Origin of the sequence: Acinetobacter kookii (genome assembly GCF_900096895.1) — a bacterium.
In the GTDB taxonomy this organism is placed as follows: domain Bacteria; phylum Pseudomonadota; class Gammaproteobacteria; order Pseudomonadales; family Moraxellaceae; genus Acinetobacter; species Acinetobacter kookii.
Genome location: NZ_FMYO01000002.1, coordinates 306,429 through 331,118 on the forward strand (window position 1 = coordinate 306,429; position 24,690 = coordinate 331,118).

A 24,690-nucleotide genomic window follows, 5' to 3' on the forward strand; every position below is an offset into this window, starting at 1 on the left:
ATGCATAATTTACTGATTCGTAGTGAACATCCTGCTGATCATGCGGCAATTGCCCAGGTGATTGAACAGGCCTTTAAAAAGCAGCCCTATTCCAGTCATAACGAACAATTCATTGTCGCCGCACTGCGCAAGGCCAATGCGCTGACCATTTCTTTGGTGGCTGTTTTAAATCAGCAGATTGTCGGACATGTGGCTATTTCACCGGTACTGATTTCTTCCGGGGTGCAAGGCTGGTATGGCTTGGGGCCTGTCGCTGTTTTGCCGGAATGGCAACTGCAAGAAATCGGTTCAGCACTCATCCGGTCGGCTTTGGTTCAATTAAAAACTCATGCAGCCAAAGGCTGTGTAGTTTTAGGTGATCCGAATTTTTATTCTGAATTTGGCTTTAAAGTTGTACCTGATCTGATTTTAGACAATGTTCCGGCGGAATACTTTCAGGCTTTGTCTTTTGATGAGGATATCCCTCAAGGTCATGTGAGCTATCATGCTGCATTTTCTGCCCCATAAGCAAAATAAAGCATGGCCTTGGGGTTAGTGTAAGCAATGAAATGTTAGCCCCTTAAATTATCTCCATAAAAAAACCTCCAAAGTACAGCTTTGGAGGTTTTTTTAATCATTTTAAATTAAAATGCTTTGGTTAAGGTAAAGACCGCCCCTGTCTCTACGCCACGATTTTCAGGATCAATATCCGTACCAATCGCAGCCAATTCGGCAGTTAGTCCCTCAACGGAAGCGAATGAATAGGTTACCCCAGCTTTCCAGTCAAAATAGCTGTCCTCACTGCCAAAATAATTTTCATCCGCCAGCGTATAACCCAGTGCAGCAACACCGCCAAAGCCAGCAGCAAAAGGTACAGAATACGTTGCATTCAGGTACCATGCATCAGTGTCTAAACCCAGGAAATCATTGGTATAGTTAACCGCTGTTAATAGACTAGCACCTTCTGTCAACACGTCATTGAAAGTCAATTTACCGTATAATTCCAACCAGTTTAAGTCACTTTCACTTGGATAGGCGTAATACCACAAACCTACATCCAGTAACGGTTTATTGGCAAAGCTATCTAAAGTCGTTGCAAAACCGATGTAAGGGTCTAGCTCAATGTGTGCTGTACCGCCAAAATCAACATTTGAACCCCACACACCCGCATATACACCTGAGTCATGTGACAATACAAAACCTGCTTGTACGGCTGGATCATTAAAGGTTTGCGTCATACCACGATAACGGTAGTCCGAGGTTATTGCTGCAGTGCCACTTACAGATAAGCCGAATGGTGATGCTGGTGTTTCATCTGCAAAAGTGAAGCTAGACGCTGTTGCAACTACAGCTAAAGATAATGCTTTAAAAGTAAATTTCATTCTTGGATTCCCCCTACATCGTAGCACGATGCTATGTTTGGTTATTTCGTTAGACTCATATCAGAGTTAGCAATAGCTGTGCCAAAAACAGATTCCAGCCTTTAAAAAGACAGTCGTAAAAAAATATATAATTATAAATAATTGTTTTTATTATTTTTTTATTTATAAAGATAAATTTCCAATATCTGCGGAACAGCCAAGAATGCTAACCACATAGGACTGATATGAGCTTGACTCGACCATCCTATAAAATTCATATTTGCTTACATCACGCCTCTTTTTAAGGCTATTTTTTCACCTGTTTTTTTAATTATGCATAAAAAAAGTGCACAATTTTAAGGCAAACTGTACACTTTCAATTATTTCAACCTGTCAGGAAGTTATAAATTGAAAATTAAAGCCCAAACCCCTGATGGTCAAAATCTGTATCAAAATGGTCCTTGCCTCCCATCCCATAATCTACAGAAGCAGTCGCTCCAGTATTGGCTATTTCTTTACTTAAACCGATACGCACTTCCTTGAAAGCCCCATCACTTTTCGTTTCAATCCTGCTGTCATCACGGCTGCTCTTATCAATAGACGCACCAACCGAAGTGTTTAACATAAAATTTTGCGGTAAAGCATAACGATAAGCTGCTGTTAAATACCTATCTGCAGCATGACCTAAAGAAGCCTCCATCAGCATCACTGCCGTGCTTAACGTTAAATCCTTATAAGCCAGTTTGCCCAGTACATCAAATGCGGTGGTTTTAGGTTTATCGTCATTTTCATCATACCGTACCGCCATTTTGATCGTTATAAACGGCAGCTTGAACTTTATAGCTCCAATCCTGGTTCAGTGTCGTGCTATACACGACATAAAAATAACGCAATTTTGTGTGAAATTTTCAGCATTACATCTTCTTATAAAACCTGCTTGAGATTCTTGTTTAATGATAAATTCAGCTGTGAATTCTAAAAACTTTTATACTTTTTGGTTAATTTCTTTAAATCATTATCTTCTTACTTCTCTGCTACTAAAAACCAATAAAACCACCTAATATTGAATTAAAATCGAGTGTATTTTCAAAAAAATGAGATGACTTTTACACAAATATGAAACTTTTTAAAGTTTAAGGCTTTTCCTCTCGCCTTCTACCGAAAATCAATCATTCAGCCTCTCGAATCAATATTAGACTAAAGTTTAAAGCAGAAAAATTTCATAAATTTACCCTTAAATAGGGAATTTCGACTCGCTATTAGTGATCAGAATTACACGACAAATTATTTATACTTTAAATATATTATTGTTTTATAAAATAATTTTTAAAAATAGCAAACCTTAAATATTTTTATTGACTAAAAGGTATAAAATCACATTAAAAAATATTTAACTTTAGTTAAATAAAATGTATTAAAAAATGATTTTTTTGCGATACATTATGTATACAATTCCTTTCATTTCCTTCTCCCATTTTGTATAAGGCTCTCTCCCAATGCAAAAATCACAAAAACTTACTTTAGCAGTTTTAATTCAGGCTGCATTAATCTCAACAGCATATGCAAGCGAGCAAAGCGAGTCTAAAGGCTTTGTTGAGGATGCTGAAGGCTCTGTACTTTTCCGTACCGGTTATATCAATCGTGACAAGAAAGCACCTGGTGTTAAAGATCAAAGTTCTGCTGCACAATCTGCTATCGTCAAACTCGAGTCTGGTTTTACCCAAGGTGTGGTAGGTTTTGGTGTAAATGTGGTTGGTGATGCTTCATTTAAACTGGGCGAAAACAAAAATGCGAATAATGGCATGATTCCTAAGCATGCACCGACTGCAGAAAATCCAAATGGTGATGCTTATGATCATTGGGCTCGTGGTGGTGCAAGTGTCAAAGCACGTATTTCAAATACAACTGTTGAGTACGGTACTCAAGTATTAGATATCCCTGTTCTTGCAAGTAATACAGGCCGTATGGTTCCTGAATATTTCACCGGTGTGCTTGCAACAAGCCACGAAATTGAAAATTTGGAAGTTATTGCGGGTAAATTCACTAAAAACCAGTATTCAGATCAAATCAACACTGATGGTGAAAACTTAGACCGTGCAGTAGTTTGGGGCGCAAAATACAAATTTAATGATGCTTTAAATGCATCGTACTATGGCTTAGATAGCAAAAATAAATTAGAGCGTCATTACGTAAATGCCAACTATAAACAAGCCTTGGCTAACGACAGCTCACTCACTTATGACTTCAGCGGTTATCACACTGAGTTTGATGAACAAGCCGCTACTTATTCTTCAACAATTGGCAATAAAGATGTTTCCGGTCGAAGCAACAATATTTGGGCAATTTCAGGCACTTATAATACTGGTCCACACAATGTCATGTTGGCTTACCAACAAAATACTGGCAACACTGGTTATGATTACGGCCAAAATGCTGACGGCTACCAAAGTATTTACTTGCCAAACTCTTACTTGTCTGACTTCGTCGGCAACCATGAGAAATCAGCACAAGTTCAATATACCTATGACTTTGGCGCAATGAAGGTTCCGGGCTTAACCTGGACTACTGCTTATGTCTATGGTTGGGACATCAATGTTGCTGGTAAAACAGGCGAAGGTAAAGAAAATGAATTCTTTAACCAAGTGAAATACACTGTTCAAAGCGGTTTTGCCAAAGATGCCAGCTTGCGTGTACGTAACTCAATCTATCGTGCCAACGATGTGTATGACAGTGCTTACATTGGTGACACCAATGAATGGCGTATTTTCCTGGATATTCCTGTGAAATTATTCTAATTCCACAGCTTTATTTAAGGGAAATAAAAAACCTGCACAATGTGCAGGTTTTTTTGTGTAAGCCTTTCAGGCTAAATTCGAAACAAACAATTATTTGTTTGCTTCTGCATAAGCTGCAATTGAGCTAAGCACTTCTTGTTTTGCAACGTCAGCACCTTCCCAACCACTTAACTTCACCCATTTTCCTGGCTCTAAGTCTTTGTAGTGTTGGAAGAAGTGTTCGATTTGGCTGATCAAAAGCGGAGGAAGATCGGTATATTCCTGAACGTCTTTATAGATTGGCGTTAATTTGTCGTGTGGAACTGCAACCAGTTTCGCATCAACACCACCGTCATCTTCCATGTTCAATTTGCCCACAGGACGGCAACGAATCACTGAACCTGGTTCAACCGGGTGTGGAGTCACAACCAATACGTCTAATGGATCGCCATCAAGAGACAAGGTGTTTGGCACATAACCGTAGTTTGCCGGGTAGAACATTGCAGTACCCATAAAGCGGTCTACAAATAATGCATCAGAATCTTTGTCGATTTCGTATTTGATTGGTGCTGCATTTGCAGGAATTTCAATAATTACATAGATGTCGTTTGGTGCATCTTTACCCGCTGGGATATTGCTGTAGCTCATAGCATCACTCTTTAACAAGTTAAATCTTTTTTAAACCGCAACGATTATAACGGTTTTTGCGTATTAAATAACTTTTCGATTATACATCTGCTGGATGAAAATATGTATTTGCACATTTTCAGGCTCAGGTGGTTAATTTAATCACCAGCAGTAGCAGGAAAATCGGACAAAGCAAGGACAAGGTCCAGATAATGGAACGCAAAGTGGCCCAATTGGCTAAATAGCAGATGCCGTAGAAAATACGGAGTAAAATATAGGCCATACCAAAGGTCATGATCAGGTTTTGAGAAACCACCATATATTCTGCCATTAAAATCGAGGCAATAAATAAGGGTAAACTTTCAAAACTGTTTTGTTGTACCGCATTGGCACGTGCGGCCAAACCTGTGGTTCTAGCCAGAAATTCACGCGGGTTCTGGTTATCTCGTGCTTTAAAACCTGCTGCTTTTTTTGCAATTGCGGTAAAAACGTAAGGCAATAAACATGCGATTAAGATGAGATAAATTATTCCGCTAATGCTTTGCATCTCATTTTTCTCATTAAGATTTTATGCTGCCTATCATAGCATGGTGTTTTCGCAATATTTTTTGTAAATTATAGTGTTTTTATAAATGAGCAATAAGGATCCATGATGGTTAATCCTGATCAAGAGAAAATGTTTGATGTACTTGAAAAGCAGCGCCAGCATCAACTTAAAGTGGATCGGATACTCAAAGTCGTATTGCCGATTGTCGGATTTTTACTTTCGGTCATGTGCGCCAATTTCAATCGGCTTTCCCTTATTTTCACCATTGTTATTTCAATTCTCGCGCTTTGGATGGTGGGAATTAAACGTCAGGCCCTGTGGATATGGACTACCGTCGTTGCGTTCTACTGCTTGCTTGATAATTTATATAGTTTTGGTGCATTTGATTTAAAGCGATACGTTTATCAATTCGGTAGCATCACGACCTTTCTATGGATTACGGGTATAGCACGTCCCTATATTGATCGATGGATGTTGAAAGATTAAAGCCCAAATAAAAAAGCGCCGATCACGGCGCTTTTTTATTGCAGTATTTATGCAGTTTTACGCAAGTCTTTACGCAAGATTTTACCCACGTTGGACTTTGGCAATTCATCTATAAACTCAACATAACGTGGACGTTTGTAGCCGGTTAAGTTTTCTTTAGCGAAAGCAAGTACTTCTTCTGTGGTGAGTGACGGATCTTTTTTCACTACAAACAGTTTAGGCACTTCACCTGATTTTTCGTCAGGTACACCAATCGCAGCAACTTCCAGCACTTTAGGGTGCTTAGATATTACTTCTTCAATTTCTGAAGGATAAACGTTAAAGCCAGACACCAAGATCATGTCTTTTTTACGATCGACAATCTTGATATAGCCACGAGCATCCATGACCCCAATATCACCGGTACGGAAGAAACCGTTGATCATCACTTTTTCAGTTTCATCTGGACGGTTCCAGTAACCTTTCATGACTTGTGGACCACGAATAGAGATTTCACCCTGTTCGCCAAGCGGCACTTCATTGCCGTCATCATCCAAAATAGCCACTTCAGTCAATGGTAATGGAATACCAATGGTACCGCTAAATTCAGTGGATTGCGGTGGATTGGCTGTTGCAACAGGTGAAGTTTCAGATAAACCGTAACCTTCAATAATATTCGTACCGGTAACTCTCTTCCATGCTTCAGCAGTAGAAGGCAATACCGCCATACCACCACCCATCGCCATTTTCAGTTTGCTATGGTCAAGCTGTTTAAATTCTTCATTATTTACCAAGGCATTAAACAGGGTGTTTACTGCCGGGAAGAATGACGGCTGGTATTTACGCAGTTCTTTCATTACCGCTGGTAAGTCACGCGGGTTTGGAATAAGCACGTTCGCCTGACCTTTATACATACCGTACAACGCACATACCATGAATGCAAAGATGTGATAAAGCGGCAAGGCACAGAAAATACGGTCGTCCGGTTGCCCATCTTGAGCACCAAATTTACTTTGGAAAATACCGTCACACTGCAACATGTTCGCAACCAGATTGCGATGCGTCAGTTCAGCACCTTTCGAAACACCCGTGGTACCGCCGGTATATTGAAGTACGGCTGTATCACTCAGTGTAAGATTAGGACGTTTATAGTTGCTTGGATTCACTTTAGACATTGCCGCGTTAAAGCGGATATGTCCTGGAATATTCCAGGCTGGAATTTGCTTACGTACCGAACGTAACACAAAATTCACTAATGTACCTTTTAAGGCACCCAGCATGTCGCCCACAGAGGCAACAACCACGTGCTTCACAGGAGTTTTACCAATAATCGCCTGGTAAACAGAGGCAAAGTTTTCAATAATCACCAGCACTTCAGAACCGGAGTCATTTAACTGATGCTCAAGTTCACGAGAAGTATAAAGCGGGTTCACGTTTACAAGGACTAGACCTGCACGGAAAATCCCCAATGCGACAACAGGATATTGAAGGACGTTTGGCATCATCACCGCCACACGTGTACCTTTTGCCAAACCTAAACTTTGCAGATAAGTCGCAAATTTACGGCTTGCTTCTTCCAACTCACTAAAAGTGAGAACTTTATCCATAAAAATAAAGGCGTCACGTGAGCCAAATTTCTGGAAATTGCGCTCAAATACATCAACCAATGAGGTATTTTCAGCTGGTAATTCTACAGTTTCCGGAATCCCGGTCTTCTGGTATTCAGCGAACCAAATCTTTTCCATAATGCCTATCACTCCAATCTTAATCCTTAGTTTTTAAACTGTTTTTTTCTTTGCTGAACCTGGTTTTTTCCTTTTGTATTGTTCAACAAAGCATCCATTTGCACGAATTACACCATATATAGCCTATTTCGTATTGGGGATGCTAGTTTTATCTTTGAATGAACAGTTTATTTGCTTTTTGATATCCTCGTGGTAAGAGTTGACCTTTAGTGCCTCGCTTACCAATATATTTTTGAAGATCATCACCTTTTAGTTTTAATTGTTGCTGTCCAGCAACCACTTGAATTATTTCATCTAAATTTAACATTGTCATGGATACGATTTGATCTTTTGCCTCGAGTTGTATCAATTTGTTACCTTTACCCTTACTCAGGCTTGGCAATTCTGACAAATCGACCACCAGCATTCGGCCGGCTGAACTGAGTAAGGCCACATGAGTCGCCTGTTCTACTGCTTGCAGTGGCATCGCTTTGCTATCGTCAGGCACAGTCAGAAAGGATTTACCTGCCTTGGCATTGGTATCCAGTTGTTTCGCCTGGGTTTTAAAACCATAGCCTTTGGAACTTAAGGCCAGAATTTCAGCTTCATCCTCGGCAATAAACACCTGAAGGAACCCCACCCCGCTGGCCGGAGAAAGTTTGGAACTTAAAGGTTCACCCAAACCCCGTGCCGATGGCAGCGTGTTAATGGCCAGTGCATAACTGCGACCGGTTTCGTCCAGCACATAGACTTTCTGATTGGATTTACCTTGGGCATGACTTAAATATTGGTCACCGGCACGGAAATTCAGGTTTTCGGCATCGACCTCATGACCTTTGGCAGAACGGATCCAGCCTGCTTCAGACAACACGACCGTTACAGGATCGGCCGGCAACATGTCCTGTTCATTAATGGCAAGTGCCTCGGCACGACGCACGATTGGTGAACGGCGGTCATCACCGAATTTTTTCGCATCTTCTTTCAGCTCATTAATGATCAATGCTTTTAAAGATTCAGGATTGGCCAGCTGCTCGCGGATAATGGCAGCACGCGCTTCCAGCTCTTCCTGTTCACGGCGCATTTCCATTTCTTCAAGTCTGGCCAAATGACGTAACTTGAGTTCTAAAATGGCTTCGGCCTGAATTTCGTCAATATTGAAATGGGACATCAGCACCGGTTTCGGCTGATCTTCTTCACGAATAATGCGAATCACTTCATCAATATTTAAATAGGCAATGATTAGACCCGCGAGAATGTGCAGGCGTTTTTCAATTTTATTTAAATGGTATTGCAGACGGCGCGTCACTGTGGTTTTACGGATTTCAATCCATTCCAGCAAAATGCGGCGAATCGATTTCACTTGTGGACGGCCATCAGCACCAATCATGTTCATGTTGACGCGATAGCTGGATTCCAGATCGGTTGTCGCAAATAAATGGCTCATCACTGCTTCGGCATCAATGCGGTTGGAACGCAGCACGATCACCAGACGGGTTGGATTCTGATGATCCGATTCGTCCCGCAAATCACTGACCAAAGGCAGTTTTTTTGCCTGCATCTGATCGGCAATCTGGGTAATGACCTTGGAACCTGACACCTGATACGGCAGGTCGGTAATCACGATTTCATTTTTTTCAACTTTATACACCGCACGCATACGGTAACTGCCACGTCCTGTGGTCTGTACTTTAAGCAGTTCTTCAGGGGCAGTAATAATTTCGGCTTTGGTCGGCAAATCTGGGGCTGGAATATATTCCGCCACTTTTTCATCGGACAGGTTCGGATTGCGAATCAGGGCAATGGTGCCTTTCACCACTTCACGCAGGTTATGCGGTGGAATGTCGGTGGCCATCCCCACGGCAATCCCGGTGGTGCCATTCAACAAGATGTTCGGCACACGCGCAGGCAAGTTCACCGGCTCTTTCAGGGAACCATCAAAGTTGTCCTGCCAGTCACAGGTACCCTGCCCCAGTTCAGACAACAGCACTTCGCTGTATTGCGACAGTTTGGCTTCGGTATAACGCATCGCCGCAAAGGATTTCGGGTCATCCGGCGAACCCCAGTTGCCTTGCCCCTCAATAAATGGATAACGGTAACTGAATGGCTGTGCCATCAGCACCATGGCTTCATAACAGGCAGAATCACCATGCGGATGGTACTTACCCAGTACATCACCCACGGTACGGGCAGATTTTTTCGGCTTGCCGCTATGCTTTAAGCCCAGTTCACTCATGGCATAGACAATACGGCGCTGTACCGGTTTTAAACCGTCACTGATATGCGGCAATGCACGGTCCATAATCACGTACATGGCATAGTTAAGGTAAGCTTGTTCAGTAAATTCGGCTACGGAACGATTTTCTGTCGCATGATGCACAAGGCTGGTCATAAAAGCGTGAAATCCTAAATAATTCGTTTTTGTATCTACGTTGTTATGCTATGTCGCAGCTGCGGACTACACAAGGGCAGTAACCCACACTCTGCGACAAATTGTGTCTTATGGACTAAAAATATCCATTTTATAAGGGTCAATCAACTAAAAAATCGGCAATTTTATAAGCCAATCGACTCTAAAGTTTTACCTTTAGTTTCTTCACCCAGCAGCAGAATGATCAGCGCTACGGCAATTAAAACGGCGGTAAACATCATAAAGACATAGCTGAAACCTTGCTCCATAACCATCATATGCGTCACAGCAAAGGGAGCCAGAATACCGCCAATACGACCAATCGCTCCGGCCCAGCCTGAACCGAAAGCACGGATATTGGCAGGATACTGTTCTGGGGTATAAGTATATAAAACGCCCCACGCCCCCAGGTTAAAGAAGGACATCAAACAGCCCCACAGCACAATCTGGGTCACATTGTCGGACTGGCCAAAGAAATAGGCCGACACCGCACACATGGCAATAAAACCGGCCAGGGTTGCCTTGCGTCCGAGTTTTTCCACCAGCCATGCCGCAGCAATATAACCCGGCAACTGGGCCAGAATCATCACCAATACATACTCGAAAGACTGCACGATGGTATAGCCTTCTTTGACCAGTAAACTTGGCAGCCAGGTAAAAATACCATAATAAGAAAATACGATACCAAACCAGATTAACCACAGCATGAGGGTACGGCGGGCAAAAATGCCGGACCAAAGTTGAGAGAAGCTAATGTCATGCTTTTCAGCCACCGGTTTGACTTCAAAAATTTCAATCACTTCCACGCCACATTGCGCTTCAATTTTTTTCACCAAGGCATGGGCTTCTTTATGTCGCCCCCGGTTAATTAAATAGGGAACGGATTCAGGTACTATTTTCCAGATCACGATGGCATACAGTGCAGGAATACCCCCAATCAGGAAAGCGGCATGCCAGCCAAAATCGGGAATCACAAAACGTGAAACCAGCGCCGCAACCAGCCAGCCCAAACCCCAAAAACTTTCCAGCAGCACAATAAAGCGTCCGCGGACATGGGCTGGAATATATTCACTTACCAGCGTTACGGCCACAGGTAGCTGACCACCCAATCCAAGCCCCACAATAAAACGAAACACCAGCAGCCAGGTCAGGTTCGGCGCAAAAGCGCAAGCCGCAGTTGCCAGGCTATAAATGACCAGAGTGGAAGCAAAGACTGTTTTACGTCCCCAGCGATCCGCAAGACCGCCTGAACACACCGCCCCAATCGCCATTCCAATAAAACCAATGGAAACCACCCAGCTTTTATCATCTGGCGTCATGGCCCAGTCTTCGGCCATTTTGGCCAGAATAAAGGAAATTAATCCGGTATCCATGGCATCAAACATCCAGCCCAGACCAATCACCCATAGCAAGGTATAGTGAAACTTACCAATCGGTAAACGTTGTATACGTGAGACTAAATCCATAACAAGAGCTCTGATTTGGTGAAAGAATGCATGCTGCTTTCCCAACAGGATTTATTGTTGTATTAATTTTTATACGCCAATTTGCAGATGATGACCGCTCATTTCGTCGGTCATTCATCATATTAAGGCAATATTCTAGGAAGCATCTTTGGAAGATGCAGACTGGTCGTCGTCATCTTTATAGATAAATTTCGGCATTTCCAGACCAAAATAAATAGCGATGCAGCGCAAAGAGAAACCGAAGATCAAGGTCGAAATGACCGTGATTTCCAGCGAGAAGCCAATTTCCTGACAAACCCAGTAACAAATTACGGAAACAAAGGAAATACTGGCATACAGTTCACGGCGGAACACCAATGGCACATCGTTACACAGAATATCGCGCAGAATACCGCCGGAAACGCCGGTCAGGACGCCAGCGACGGCGGAAACCACAAAACCATGCCCCATCTCCAGGGCAATCTGACAGCCAATGATGGTAAAACCGATTAAACCCAGGGCATCAAGAATCAGGAAGATGGAACGTAAATGGCGCATCCATTTGGCAATCAGGATGGTGACAAAGGCAGCACAACAGGTCAGCACCAGATATTCCGGATGCTTGACCCAGGTCAGCGGATAATGCCCAAGCAATACATCCCGGACCGAACCACCGCCCAGCGCAGTCACGCAGGCAATCAGCGTTACCCCAAACCAATCCATACTACGCCGACCTGCCGACAGTGCTCCTGTCATGGCTTCAGCCGTAATCGCAATAATATAAATGACCAATAGCAACATTGCCCTGCTTCCACTGAGGGTTATCGATGCGCGCTATTCTAAGGCAAATTCAGGTGAAAATTACAAAAATTGCGCACAACATTGCTTAAATTTTTTCCCTGAACCGCAAATACACGGCTGTTTCATGGTGATTTGCATGTTTGTGGTCGGATCAAGGAAATACCAGGCATCTGCATGCTTCACAAAATGTGAAACTTCATGATGGACCTGCGCCTGATTGCCATCGTGATAATGGGCCTTGAATTCGACCTGGGCATGGTTCTTGTCCAGTTTTTCCCGGGCCTGAACGACTTCCAGCTTGAGCCACTGATTGGCCTTGCTCCAGTCACGAATTGCCGCCACATCCAGCGCCTGTTGCTGGCCTAAGGCTGTGGTTTTCACAATATAGTCAATTTCATGCCGGGCAAAGGCACTATAACGCGAACGCATCAATTGTTCTGCACTTTGTGCTTTGAGCTGCCCCAAATGCAAGGGCTGGCAACAGCGGGCATACTCCCCTGCACCACATGGACACTTTTCTTCTGACATCAATTTTTTCCAATAAAATAGCCCGACTCTGCGGGCTATTTTAATTCAATCTCGGGGTTGAAAGATCATCTGTGCAGGATGAAATTAACTTTCAGGTTCATTTTGATTGAGCGGGATAATATGGACCTTATCAATTTTATGGCCATTCATCGTCACCACTTCAAAAATGTGTTCGTCGGCTTCCAGTTTCTCGCCGCTTTCCGGCAGACGTCCCAGATGGAACAGGATATAACCGGACAAGGTCGAATACTGTTCGGACTCATCCACCAGATCACGGTTTAACAGTAAGGAAACATGACGAATATCGGTAGAACCTTCCAGGATTAAAGTCCCATCTTCCAGACTTTCTGCTGCAGTTTCAAATTCATCTTCATCCGGGAATTCACCGGCAATGGCTTCTAGCACATCAATCGGAGTGGCAATCCCTTCAATCGAACCGTATTCATTCAGTACAATCGCCATTTGCAGCGGTGCCTGACGCAATTGCTCCATCACCATCAATACCTGGGCATTTTCATGCATGATGACTGGCTCGCGTAAATGGCCTTCAAAATTCAGTTTTCCGGTTTCGATATATTCGTTCATGACTTTATGGGTCAGTACCACACCGGCAATATTATCCAGCTCACCATGCGCCACAATTAAACGCGAATGGGTCGTGCTTAATAACTGCTCTTTAATGGAGGCTTCGTCTTCATCCAGATCAATCCATTCCAGTTCCGGACGCGGTGTCATCACCGATTTGACTGGCCGCTCCGACAGTCCAAGCACGCCTTGCACCAGCACACTATGGTAAACCCCGTTGTCTTCATCAAAAACCTCATCGGCAAAGGCACGGGTCGCCAGCACATCTTCGGCTTCATTGTTTTGCGATTCGCTTTTCCCCCCCAGCATGCGCATGACGGCAGAAGCGGTGCGGTAACGCAGGTCTGTCGTGGTCACCATCCGCTCCTGGTTACGGCGCATGGTCTGGTTGATAAATTCGACAATCACCGAGAAACCAATCGCGGCGTATAGATAGCCTTTAGGAATATGGAAACCGAAGCCTTCTACAATGAGAGAGAAACCAATCATCATCAGGAAGCCGAGGCACAGAATCACCACGGTCGGATGTCTGTTGACAAAGGTCATCAGCGGTTTGGATGCCCACAGCATGATCCCGACTGCAATCACCACTGCAATCATCATCACCGACAGGTCTTTGACCATGCCGACTGCGGTAATCACGCTATCCAGGGAGAATACGGCATCCAGTACCACAATCTGGACGATCACCATCCAGAACGCTGCATGCACCGGGTTTTCTTCTTTCTGCGGTTGGGCACCTTCTATGCGCTCATGCAGTTCCATGGTGCCTTTAAATAACAGGAATACACCACCAAACAGCAAAATCAGGTCACGGCCGGAAAAAGGATGATCCAGAACGTGGAACAGTGGCTGGGTCAAGGTCACCACCCAGGCAATCGAGGCCAGTAAAACCAACCGCATACACAAGGCCAGAACCAAGCCGATGATACGGCCTGCATTACGCTGTTCCGGGGGCAGTTTTTCCGCCAGAATGGCAATAAAAACCAGGTTGTCGATACCCAGTACAATTTCTAGAACCACTAAAGTTGCCAGTCCAATCCATGCCGATGGATCTGACATCCATTCAAAGATCATTGGATGTTCTCCTGTGCAGGATGATGAGGGACTGATTTTAGAAGGTTCATATTAAAATCGCTGAATATGCGATGAACAGCATTCTTTGTATTTTTTACGGAAGCATTGAAGTGTTCAGAGCGAGGACAACCACTACTCATGTTAATTCATTTATTGGAAAACAGATTTTTAGTATAGCAAGATGAAGTAGAAATTCATCCCTTTTTGCGTACCGGGCTGTTTTTCGCTCACCCAATATCAACAAATCTTTGCAAAGTCAGTATAAGGCGGATCACGGCCTGTCATATTTAACCATTAAGCTAGAGACTGAAAAAATAAAATGCTATGGTAAAAATATAATGATGAACAGTGTATTAAAAATGACTCCCAAACATAACAATCCTACTCCCAAAACAACTCAACCTTTAATTGCACTTTACTGTGGTTCACGTTCAGGCAATAAACCGATTTATCAGGAAAAAGCCGTGGCTTTGGCTCAGGCACTGGCGGACCTGGGTTTCGGAATGGTCTATGGCGGCGCAAGTATAGGCCTCATGGGGCAAGTGGCAGATGCCGTCAGACAGCGTGGCGGTGAAACGGTCGGGGTAATTCCTGAATTTATGCTGGATTATGAGATTGCACATCACCAGCTGACCGAATTACACATTGTACAAAGCATGCATGAACGTAAGGCCATGATGGCGGAACGTGCCAGTGCTTTTGTCGCTTTGCCCGGCGGCTTGGGCACTTTTGAAGAAATCCTGGAAATTGCCACCTGGGGGCAGTTAAATCAGCACCAGAAACCCATGATGCTCTATAACGTGAATGGCTTTTATGATGCCCTGATTAACCAGCTCGATCATGCCGTCAGTGAAGGTTTTTTACCGCCGCAGCATCGCGCCAAACTGATTATCTGCAATCATGCCGATCAGATTATCAATGCCATTAAAAATCTGGATGCACCAAAGCACTTTGCCATTTAAACCGATGTCCGAATACAAAAAGCGAGCTTACGGCTCGCTTTTTTTAAAGTTCAATTGAGCAGCTGTAAACATTAATCCCGAAGCCCTGTATCAAGCTGCGAATACTGAATTTGATCTGATCGAGTTTTTATTTGATTTAACTTTCAACTTTTTTATAACGCTGATCTTGTGCATGAACACCCCTCCCATTTCTGGACCAATTCATCTTCCTGGCTATGAATAGCACAACTTTTTCTTACACCCTCTTGAACGGATTGCTTTAAACTCTGTAAAAAATCGCTTTAATATTGTTATGAACGCCACCCCTTCGCATCAAGCCCTGCAACCTGAATTCCGACTGCTGGTTCTGTTGGTATCAATCGGTTTTTTTATGCAAGGTTTGGACACCACCATTGTCAATACCGCAATTCCGGCCATGGCAGCCAATCTGGCTGAAGATCCGCTGCAGATGCATAGCGTGGTGGTAGCCTATGTGCTGTCGGTAGCAGCCTGTATTCCCTTAAGCGGCTGGCTGGCCGACCGTTTTGGCGTGCGCAATACCTACTTTGCCGCCATCATTATTTTTACTCTTGCCTCACTGGGCTGCGGACTGTCCAGCAGTTTAAACCAGCTGCTCTTTTATCGGGTAATTCAGGGAATTGGCGGTGCCTTGTTACTTCCTGTAGGCCGGCTGGCAATGCTCAAAGTCATTCCGCGTACCCAGTTTTTATCTGCCATGAGCTTGATGAGCCTGGCCGGCCTGATGGGTCCCCTGATTGGCCCGACACTGGGCGGATGGATGGTCGAAGTGGCAACATGGCACTGGATTTTTTTAATTAATATTCCGATGGGGCTTTTAGGGGTTCTCATCACCTTTAAAGCCATGCCCAACGTGACCGAGCCTGGCGTCAAGCCATTTGATTTTTCAGGTTTTATTTTGCTGGTGATTGCCATGGTGGGTCTTTCACTGGGCATTGAAAATTTTGCCAGCCCGCATCAATCGTTATGGTGGAGTATGGGTCTGGTGCTTGCGGGTGTATTGGCAGCGATTATCTATGCCATTCATGCACATACGCATCACAACGCGCTGTTCCGGAGCACATTATTCAGCAATAAAATTTATGCCATTGGCATTATAGGGAATTTCTTCGCCCGCCTGGGCGGCAATGCCATGCCTTTCCTGCTCCCCCTGATGTTGCAGGTCGCCTTTGGCTTTGAACCGTTTATTACCGGCCTGTTGATGATTCCGACCGTGCTCGGTTCGCTCGCCTCCAAGCCGATTATCCGCCAGATTATTCAACGCTTTGGTTATCGTCAGGTATTGCTGGTCAATACCTTATTGGTCGGCGCATGTATTGCCAGTTTTGCCCTTACCACGGCGGATACGCCGATCTGGTTAAGAGCCTTACATTTCTTTGTCTTCGGCATGCTGAATTCTTTGCAGTTTGTTTCCATGAATACCCTGACGCTCAAAGATTTACCCCAGCAGGATGCCAGCAGTGGCAACAGCTTTTTATCCATGATCATGATGGTCTCGATGAGTATTGGTGTGGCATTAGCCGGAACCTTGGTCAATGTCTTTAGCGCCTATTTCGGTAGCGAGCAGATCGTGACGGCTTTTCACAGCACCTTAATTTTCCTCGGCTGCATTAACCTGATTACCGCAGCCATTTTCTGGCAAATTCCACGTCATACCCAGATATAATCATACGCTATCAGAAACAGCGTGGTCTGAATGTTCAGATCGCGTTATCATGTATTTGATAAATCATGCCTAAATTATCTATGCCTAAAAAACGATTCGCCAAAAACAGTCATAAAAAGCTCTACGCCTCTTGCATGGGCTTGGGACTGATTTGCGCTGCAATCGTATTGTATGTTTTTGTCTTGCATCATAATCCTGCTTCAGCACAGGAATATCCGGTCAAAGGTTTCGATGTTTCACATCATCAGGGTGACATTCAATGGCAGCAGATTTCCCCGCAGCGTTATCAATTTGTCTATCTGAAAGCCACAGAAGGCGGTGATTTTAAAGACCGGAAATTTCAGGACTACTGGTTACAGGCACGTGAACATGGTTTAAGGGTGGGTGCCTATCATTTTTACCGTTTATGCCGGGATGGTGCAATTCAGGCACAAAATTTTATTGAAACCGTACCGAATAAAGCCGATGCCTTGCCCCCGGTGATTGATCTGGAATATGACAGTAACTGCATCAACACCTATACCCGGGAACAACTGCTGAAAGAAATTCAGGTCATGCATGATCGACTGTATCAGCACTATGGCAAGCAACCGATTTTCTATATTTCCAAGTCATTCTATAACATTGTTCTGGCGGGAGAGTTTTCAAAAACACCACTGTGGGTCCGTGAATATCACGGCAAGCCAGATTTAAAAGGCAAGCCAAAATGGCTGTTCTGGCAGCATACCAATCAGGGCACCATCAAGGGCATTAACAAAGCTGTCGACTTAAACGTGTTTAATGGGAATGAAGATGACTGGACACGCTTTTTAGAACACAATGGAATCTATCCACTTAAAAAAGTTGAAGATTTACCCCCAAAATAACAGGATAAGTCCCTACCTTTAACCACAATAAAAAATAAAACTGCATAAAAACGGGAAACTTATGGCAAATCAAAAAGGGTTTTGGCGCGTGGCAGTAGGCATCGGCATACTCGTTGGAGTTGCTGCTGTCGTTTTGCTCCTGCAACCTTCAGGTCAGATGTCGAATTTTCAAAAATGGCAATATTCATCCTCTGAAAAAGCGGCTGCACCTGCAACGCTTCAGGTCAAATTCTTTGGCGTTTCCACCCTGCTTTTTGATGATGGCAAAACCCAAGTGCTGATTGACGGTTTCTTTAGCCGTCCTTCCATTGCACAGGTGCTGTTCACCAAAACTCAAAGTCAGCCTCAGGTCATTCAGCATATCGTGCAACAGCACCAGTTACAGCGCACCCAAGCCATTTTCGTGACCCATTCACATTATGACCATGCGCTGGATATTGCCGAACTCGGGAAACAGTTGCCAAACAGCAAAATTATCGGTTCACGCAGCACTTTAAATATCGCCCGAGGCGGACAGGTTTCAGAGCAGCAATTGCTCCTGGTGCAGCCTTTAAGACCCATGATGTTTGGCCAGTTCAGAGTCACTGCCATTCCTTCACAACATACCCCACCTACTGCCGTGAATAATGACCTGGGTGAAGAAATTACCCAGCCGCTGCAACTTCCTGCCCATTTCTCGGCATTTAAAGAAGGTCATAGTTTTGACTATCTGATTGAACATTCAGGTCAGCGCATTTTAGTCAAAGCCAGTACGGGTGCTGTACCGGATCAACTGAAAAATTTAAAAGTGGATACTTTATTTTTAGGCATTGCCCAGCTGTCACGCCAATCGGAACAATTTCAGCAAAACTATCTGGATCAAACCCTGAGAAGCTTACAACCTAAAGTCGTGGTACCGGTTCATTGGGATAACTTTTTCCAGCCGATTGACCAGCCTTTGGAATTTTTACCGTACTTGGCAGACAATACTGAACAAAGTTTAAAAATACTGATTCGGGCAGCCGAACAACAACGCACCCGGCTGGTTTTACTTAGTCAACCTGTGTCGTATCCACTTGATCCTGCTCTACAATCTGATCGGTGAAGATGAGATACTGAAGCCCAGCACGTACAGGCAGAGTTTGGGACTGCATGAGAAAAATCATTCACATCGATATGGATGCCTTTTTTACATCCGTGGAACTCAAAGACCGGCCGGAGTTACAGCATTTGCCGGTGGTCGTGTCTTCACATCATCCACGGGCAGTCATTTGTGCAGCGTCCTACCCTGCGCGCGAGTTCGGCTTGCGCTCTGCCATGTCGATGGCACAAGGCCGAAAGCTTTGTCCCCACGTGGTCATCATTGAACCCGATTTTGAAAAATATCGTGCCATTTCTGCGCAAATTCATCAGGTATTTCAAGGTTACACCCCGCTGATTGAACCCTTGTCTTTAGATGAAGCCTATTTAGATGTTACAGAAAATCTGAAAAATATTCCGAGTGCCACAGAAGTGGCCATGCGTATACGGGAAGATATTTTCAAAGTTACCGGTTTAACTGCCTCTGCCGGGGTCGCACCCAATAAATTTTTAGCCAAAATTGCTTCGGACTGGAACAAACCGGATGGCATTTGTGTCATTAAGCCATCCCAGGTGCAGCATTTTATTCAGGATTTACCGCTAAAGAAAATTCCCGGTGTAGGAAAAGTGATGCAAGAAAAGCTCAAGCGGCTGCAATTGCAAACGTTGGGAGATTTACAAAAAATTGAGCAAAATGTGCTGGTTCAGCATTTTGGCAAATATGGCAAACGACTTTTTCTCTATGCCCAGGGGATTGATGAACGGCCTGTACAAGTTGAACGTGAACGCCAGCAAATTTCCAAGGAAACCACCTTTGATGATGACCTGACCTTAATACAATGCCAGAATGCTTGGCCTCGACTGATTGATCAGGTCTGGAGCAGTTTGGAGAGAAAACAACTCAGTGCACGCGGGGTTTCAGCCAAACTCAAGTTAAAAAATTTTCAGGTCTTGCAACACAGCAAAAGTTTCAAACAGCCTTTACAAAATCGGCAACAACTGGAACAGGTACTGCAACAGCTAATCACTGAAATGCATATTCCAGAAAGTTATCAGTTTCGCCTGATTGGCGTTGGTCTGTACCAGCTTTCGGAGCAGCAGGATCAGTCACAGCTTTCACTGTGGTAGTATTTGCACGTTTTTCAATCAAAAGAATAAAATTAGACCAATTAATGATACACAAACATGATTTTTGCGGTAATCTATGGGCGCGATACATTTATCCATGTAAACGCCGAGATGCTAAAAATCACCTTTACTTTTAGCATGCTGTCCTGTGATTGGCGTGACGATCAAATCCGAATGTTACAGGGCAACTCTGTTGAACCGCATGGACTCTCCATCACATCTCTTCTGCATTTTTTATACACTCTCAAAAAACAGCATATTTTCATACTGCACTGAATCATTTTATCAATGCTGCTGTAAATCCGTCTGATTTGCTCCGGTATGTTCTGATTTTCCTCCCTGTTAATTTTAAAAATATCTTCCGTGACAGTTTCAGCTCCATCATGGCTGCCCCGATAAATGATTTACGCTAAAGGCGCATGGCATTATGATATTGCCATCTACTAGGCTGCAGGCTATGTGCCCACACTATAGCGCTTAGCAACTATGCCGAAAATAAAGGACTCTTATTATGACAGTACAACGTCTGCACGTTGAAAAGCGCTTTTCTGAAATTGCCATTTCAGGCAACCTGGTCCATCTGGCGGGTCAATTGGCTGCGGATACAACGCTAGACATTAAAGGTCAAACCCGGCAAACACTGGAAATTATTGATCGCTTGCTGGCCGATGCCGGTACAGACAAGAGTCAGATTATGTCGGTGACCATTTATTTAAAAGATATTGAAAATGACTACGCAGCGATGAATGAAATCTGGGATGCCTGGGTCGCTGATATTGAAGCCCTGCCTCGCACCTGTGTCGAAGCCAAGCTGTATGCCCCTGATGTTTTGGTGGAAATGACCGTCACTGCTGTGCGTGCATCAAATTAAAAGCAAAAAAATAAGCATGAACAGTCATTCATGCTTATGCTGATTTAACCTAACATTCGGATTTTCTTTCGTCCCAAATCTGGATAAAACTCATACTTTTTTATTGTAGCTTCTGTTAACTCATCCAGCTGAAAATCAGCAGGGTTTTCAATTAAAAAATCTTGTCTTAACTGAAAATATTCCGGTACATCTTCATAGCGAATCACCCGATATCCAGCCATCGCCAACAGCGCATCCTGATATTGGGCATTTTGCGGATGCCTTAAAGCCATCGGATCATCCAGTGCAATAATGGCAGAAACCTGATGATGTTCATCTAAAATCACAAAATCTGCCACCATGTTACGATATTTATGGCGGGTACGGCTGTATTTGGTCGTCAACAAGGCATCAAATGAAACATGCGTCAACACTGTGCTGTGCGGCAATATTTCTTTGAGACGTGTAAAAGTTATCTGTTCACTAATATTAAAAATAGCTCTTTGTTTTAAAGCACTATCTTGCTGTTTAGCACTACCTTCCAGACTTTTCCAAGCCTTCAGCAGAACGCCAAACAGAAGTAAACTTCCGACCAAAATATAAATTATCATCCTCTTAATCCTTTAATTTTTTATAGTCTTTTCCGGTGTCACACCGATGATTGTTATAAAATTCAGTATACAACAATTATTTTTATTAAATATTTCAAGTAAACAAACTGCATTTAATCATGACAAAATCATCATAAATGCTGACAAAAAGTTGTACTGATTTTATTTTTACCTCTATGTCCAAATTGAATCCATTTTCAGACACAAAACAACTGTATCGCAAGGCACAGTAGGGATGCAAGATTACTTTTTGAGATTGTCCTACAATTCCGACGAACTGTTTCATTCGCCATTATTTTTTTAACTTAATGATAAAAAAAGAACGCCGGAGCGCTCTTTTTTATTTTTAAATCAAGCTTTTGATTTAGGTTTAGATTTAGTTTTGGATTTAGAACCCGCAAATGGACGTTTTTCCCCGGTTTCACGTGGTGGCAAGCCGGTATGTTGAGTCAAAATCTGGCCTTTTTTAGGACGATTATTGTCATTTGTATTGGCAACATTACGTGATTGATTACGTGCAGTATTTTCACCTGTACGTTTTGCAGAATCTCCCGCCAAGGTCGAGTTTTTCTTGCGTGCAGACTGATATTGCCCTTCTGTGCCTTGTGGTTGATAGCTCGGAATCAGATGTTGTTTCGAATTACCAATCAAGTCTGAGCGGCCCATTTCTTTCAAAGCTTCACGTAACATTGGCCAGTTATTTGGATCATGGTAACGCAAGAAGGCCTTGTGCAAGCGGCGACGTTTCTCACCTTTCACAATATCCACATTTTCAGTATAACGCGCCACTTTCGCCAGCGGGTTTTTACCGGTGTAATACATGGTCGTTGCTGTGGCCATTGGCGATGGATAGAAGGTTTGTACCTGATCGGCACGGAAACCATTCTTTTTCAACCAAATCGCCAAATTCATCATGTCGTAATCGGTCGTTCCCGGATGCGCCGCAATGAAGTAAGGAATCAGATACTGTTCCTTACCTGCTTCTTTACTAAAGCGGTCAAACATCTGCTTGAAACGGTCATAAGTGCCAATACCCGGCTTCATCATCTTCGACAACGGACCTTTTTCGGTATGTTCAGGCGCAATCTTGAGGTAACCACCAACGTGATGGGTGACCAATTCTTTGACATATTCAGGGTTTAATACCGCCAGGTCATAACGTAAACCTGAACCGATCAGAATTTTCTTGATGCCCTTAATCGCGCGTGCTTTACGGTATAATTGCGTCAACGGTGCATGGTCGGTATGCAGGTTTTGACACACGCCCGGGAACACGCACGATGGTTTACGGCAGTTCTTTTCAATCTCCGGATCTTTACAGTGCAAACGGTACATGTTGGCCGTTGGACCACCCAAGTCCGAAATAATGCCGGTAAAGCCCGGTGCGGTATCACGAATCTTTTCCACTTCACGAAGAATTGAGTCTTCCGAGCGGTTCTGGATAATACGGCCTTCATGTTCCGTGATTGAACAGAAAGTACAGCCACCGAAGCAACCACGCATAATGTTGACCGAAAACTTGATCATGTCAAACGCTGGGAAACGTGCATTGCCATATGCAGGATGTGGCAGACGTGCATAAGGCAGATCAAACACATAATCCATTTCTTCTGTGGTCAATGGAATAGGTGGCGCATTCAACCACACATCACGTTCCCCATGCTTTTGTACTAAGGCACGTGCATTTCCCGGATTGGTTTCCAGGTGCAAAATACGGTTGGCATGCGCATACAGCACAGGATCATTCACTACTTCTTCAAAAGCAGGTAAACGGATTACCGCCAGTTCACGTGGTGGCAATTTATGTTTAATGGCTTTAGAAGCAGGTTGTAACTGCACAATTTGCGTATCGGCATCCAGATTGTCGCCTTCACGAACAACTGGATTTGCTACATGTTCTTTCTGGAAACCTTGGTATTGGCTTGAGTCTTTCCCCTGTTCAATCTCACAACCTTCAATATCTTCAGTCATGACATAAGGGTTAATAATCGGATCGACACGACCAATCGCATCCACATCATTCGATGCAATTTCAACGAATTTGGCTTTAGAGGCCCTGTTATGTTTATTGACAATAAATGCCGTACCACGGACATCCGTGATGTCGGTAATTTTTTCGCCTTTGGCCAAACGGTGCATCACTTCGACAATCGAGCGTTCGCCATTACCGTACATGAGAAGATCAGCTTTAGAATCCATCAATACCGAACGCCGAACTTTGTCTGACCAGTAGTCATAGTGCGCAATACGACGTAACGACGCTTCAATACCACCGAGCAATACCGGCACATCAGGATAGGCTTCGCGCACACGCTGGCAATACACGGTTGCCGCGCGGTCAGGGCGTTTATTCGGCACATTGTCTGGTGAATAGGCATCATCTGAACGGATTTTACGGTCGGCCGTATAGCGGTTAATCATCGAATCCATATTACCTGCGGTCACACCCCAGGCAATATTCGGTTTACCCAATACACGGAACGCATCCACACTGGTCCAGTCCGGCTGAGCAATAATCCCGACACGGAAACCTTGAGCTTCCAAAGTACGGCCAATGATGCCCGAACAGAAAGAGGGATGGTCAATATACGCATCACCGCAGACCAGAATAAAGTCACAACTGTCCCAACCGAGTTGATCCATTTCCTCGCGTGACATCGGCAAAAATGGCGCAGGTTCAAAACACGACGCCCAATATTTGTCGTAATCAAACAACGCTGTAGGCGCTGTCTGCATGGTATAAGCAGTAGACATGGCTAGCAATTCTCGGCTGGCAGATGATGGAAGACCTGAAAATTAGATCAAAGATGAAAGCCGAGTATTTTAGCATGAATTCGGCTGAGGTTGCTTGATTATAATTTGTACAAAACCAGTGATTTAATTTATCTTCCCAAAATAATCACTTCAGTTGAAAAAGCTTCTCCAGTAAGTGATCACCTATAGGGTTAAACATACTCATTCTTTGAAATATGCAAATTGGATGGGATAAGATTTGAAATATTTTAAAGTCAGCAAACTCCAAAATCTGATGATTAGAATGTTTGGACTCGAATCTTAGGAGCTAAATATTTCCCACGCATAAAAAAAGCCCCCTGCTTATGCAGAGGGCTTTTTAGAATAATGAGCTGGCGATGACTTACTCTCACATGGGTAATCCCACACTACCATCAGCGCTAAGAGGTTTCACTTCTGAGTTCGGGAAGGGATCAG

21 protein-coding genes and 1 rRNA gene are annotated in these 24,690 nt (G+C 43.8%); 9 read left to right on the forward strand and 13 right to left on the reverse strand.

Going from position 1 to position 24,690, the window contains the following annotated elements; genetic code table 11:
* Positions 1-507, forward strand: a complete 507-nt coding sequence (locus BLP85_RS06055) for a GNAT family N-acetyltransferase (protein WP_092819220.1) — start codon at positions 1-3, stop codon at positions 505-507.
* A gap of 116 nt (positions 508-623) precedes the next feature.
* Here the strand turns inward: BLP85_RS06055 and BLP85_RS06060 are convergent, their stop codons facing one another.
* Together BLP85_RS06060 and BLP85_RS06065 are read right to left on the reverse strand one after the other, a co-directional pair.
* Positions 624-1,361: a TorF family putative porin gene (locus BLP85_RS06060; RefSeq protein ID WP_092819221.1), complete on the reverse strand. Its 738-nt coding sequence runs from the start codon at positions 1,359-1,361 to the stop codon at positions 624-626.
* A gap of 394 nt (positions 1,362-1,755) precedes the next feature.
* Positions 1,756-2,148: a hypothetical protein gene (locus BLP85_RS06065; RefSeq protein WP_228143254.1), complete on the reverse strand. Its 393-nt coding sequence runs from the start codon at positions 2,146-2,148 to the stop codon at positions 1,756-1,758.
* A 688-nt stretch (positions 2,149-2,836) separates the two neighbouring features.
* On the opposite strand from BLP85_RS06065, the gene BLP85_RS06070 reads away from it, so the two are divergent.
* Positions 2,837-4,135, forward strand: a complete 1,299-nt coding sequence (locus tag BLP85_RS06070) for an OprD family outer membrane porin (RefSeq protein WP_092819222.1) — start codon at positions 2,837-2,839, stop codon at positions 4,133-4,135.
* A gap of 90 nt (positions 4,136-4,225) precedes the next feature.
* Here BLP85_RS06070 and ppa read toward each other — a convergent pair whose 3' ends face one another.
* Both ppa and BLP85_RS06080 read right to left on the reverse strand, forming a co-directional pair.
* On the reverse strand, positions 4,226-4,762 hold the full coding sequence (gene ppa / locus BLP85_RS06075; protein WP_005233448.1) for an inorganic diphosphatase: 537 nt from the start codon (positions 4,760-4,762) through the stop codon (positions 4,226-4,228).
* 124 nt (positions 4,763-4,886) lie between these two features.
* Entirely contained in the window at positions 4,887-5,288 is a 402-nt protein-coding gene (locus BLP85_RS06080; protein WP_092819223.1) for an MAPEG family protein, read from the reverse strand.
* 105 nt (positions 5,289-5,393) lie between these two features.
* On the opposite strand from BLP85_RS06080, the gene BLP85_RS06085 reads away from it, so the two are divergent.
* Positions 5,394-5,774 (forward strand): hypothetical protein, encoded by a 381-nt coding sequence (locus BLP85_RS06085; RefSeq protein WP_092819224.1) that lies wholly within the window; start codon positions 5,394-5,396, stop codon positions 5,772-5,774.
* A 47-nt stretch (positions 5,775-5,821) separates the two neighbouring features.
* Here the strand turns inward: BLP85_RS06085 and BLP85_RS06090 are convergent, their stop codons facing one another.
* From BLP85_RS06090 to BLP85_RS06115, 6 genes are all read right to left on the reverse strand, one after another.
* Positions 5,822-7,498 carry an AMP-binding protein gene (locus BLP85_RS06090; RefSeq protein ID WP_092819225.1) on the reverse strand — a complete coding sequence of 559 codons (1,677 nt, stop codon included), beginning with the start codon at positions 7,496-7,498 and terminating at the stop codon, positions 5,822-5,824.
* 148 nt (positions 7,499-7,646) lie between these two features.
* The gene (gene parC, locus BLP85_RS06095) at positions 7,647-9,866 is read right to left on the reverse strand and encodes a DNA topoisomerase IV subunit A (protein ID WP_092819226.1); all 2,220 of its coding nucleotides are present in this window, start codon (positions 9,864-9,866) and stop codon (positions 7,647-7,649) included.
* A 164-nt stretch (positions 9,867-10,030) separates the two neighbouring features.
* Positions 10,031-11,350, reverse strand: a complete 1,320-nt coding sequence (gene niaP, locus BLP85_RS06100) for a niacin transporter NiaP (RefSeq protein WP_092819227.1) — start codon at positions 11,348-11,350, stop codon at positions 10,031-10,033.
* A 135-nt stretch (positions 11,351-11,485) separates the two neighbouring features.
* Positions 11,486-12,130 (reverse strand): trimeric intracellular cation channel family protein, encoded by a 645-nt coding sequence (locus tag BLP85_RS06105; RefSeq protein ID WP_092819228.1) that lies wholly within the window; start codon positions 12,128-12,130, stop codon positions 11,486-11,488.
* 60 nt (positions 12,131-12,190) lie between these two features.
* Positions 12,191-12,658 (reverse strand): YchJ family protein, encoded by a 468-nt coding sequence (locus tag BLP85_RS06110; protein WP_092819229.1) that lies wholly within the window; start codon positions 12,656-12,658, stop codon positions 12,191-12,193.
* Positions 12,659-12,742: 84 nt separating this feature from the next.
* Positions 12,743-14,320, reverse strand: a complete 1,578-nt coding sequence (locus BLP85_RS06115; RefSeq protein ID WP_092819230.1) for a TerC family protein — start codon at positions 14,318-14,320, stop codon at positions 12,743-12,745.
* A 341-nt stretch (positions 14,321-14,661) separates the two neighbouring features.
* Here BLP85_RS06115 and BLP85_RS06120 point away from each other — a divergent pair, with 341 nt between their 5' ends.
* From BLP85_RS06120 to BLP85_RS06150, 6 genes are all read left to right on the forward strand, one after another.
* Positions 14,662-15,282 (forward strand): LOG family protein, encoded by a 621-nt coding sequence (locus BLP85_RS06120; RefSeq protein ID WP_092819252.1) that lies wholly within the window; start codon positions 14,662-14,664, stop codon positions 15,280-15,282.
* A gap of 292 nt (positions 15,283-15,574) precedes the next feature.
* On the forward strand, positions 15,575-16,966 hold the full coding sequence (gene mdtD, locus BLP85_RS06125) for a multidrug transporter subunit MdtD (RefSeq protein ID WP_092819231.1): 1,392 nt from the start codon (positions 15,575-15,577) through the stop codon (positions 16,964-16,966).
* A gap of 65 nt (positions 16,967-17,031) precedes the next feature.
* Positions 17,032-17,832, forward strand: a complete 801-nt coding sequence (locus BLP85_RS06130; RefSeq protein WP_409449179.1) for a glycoside hydrolase family 25 protein — start codon at positions 17,032-17,034, stop codon at positions 17,830-17,832.
* 61 nt (positions 17,833-17,893) lie between these two features.
* On the forward strand, positions 17,894-18,916 hold the full coding sequence (locus BLP85_RS06135) for an MBL fold metallo-hydrolase (RefSeq protein ID WP_092819232.1): 1,023 nt from the start codon (positions 17,894-17,896) through the stop codon (positions 18,914-18,916).
* A 47-nt stretch (positions 18,917-18,963) separates the two neighbouring features.
* A complete protein-coding gene (gene dinB / locus BLP85_RS06140; protein WP_092819233.1) occupies positions 18,964-20,019 on the forward strand; it encodes a DNA polymerase IV in 1,056 nt (351 codons plus the stop codon).
* 511 nt (positions 20,020-20,530) lie between these two features.
* Positions 20,531-20,890 (forward strand): RidA family protein, encoded by a 360-nt coding sequence (locus BLP85_RS06150; RefSeq protein ID WP_092819235.1) that lies wholly within the window; start codon positions 20,531-20,533, stop codon positions 20,888-20,890.
* A 44-nt stretch (positions 20,891-20,934) separates the two neighbouring features.
* Here the strand turns inward: BLP85_RS06150 and BLP85_RS06155 are convergent, their stop codons facing one another.
* The 3 genes from BLP85_RS06155 to rrf all read right to left on the reverse strand — a co-directional run.
* Complete coding sequence (locus BLP85_RS06155; RefSeq protein ID WP_092819236.1) at positions 20,935-21,480, reverse strand: DUF2726 domain-containing protein; 546 nt, start codon at positions 21,478-21,480, stop codon at positions 20,935-20,937.
* 351 nt (positions 21,481-21,831) lie between these two features.
* A complete protein-coding gene (locus BLP85_RS06160) occupies positions 21,832-24,234 on the reverse strand; it encodes a YgiQ family radical SAM protein (protein ID WP_092819237.1) in 2,403 nt (800 codons plus the stop codon).
* A 369-nt stretch (positions 24,235-24,603) separates the two neighbouring features.
* A 5S ribosomal RNA gene (rrf, locus tag BLP85_RS06165) occupies positions 24,604-24,690 on the reverse strand; the annotation flags it as partial.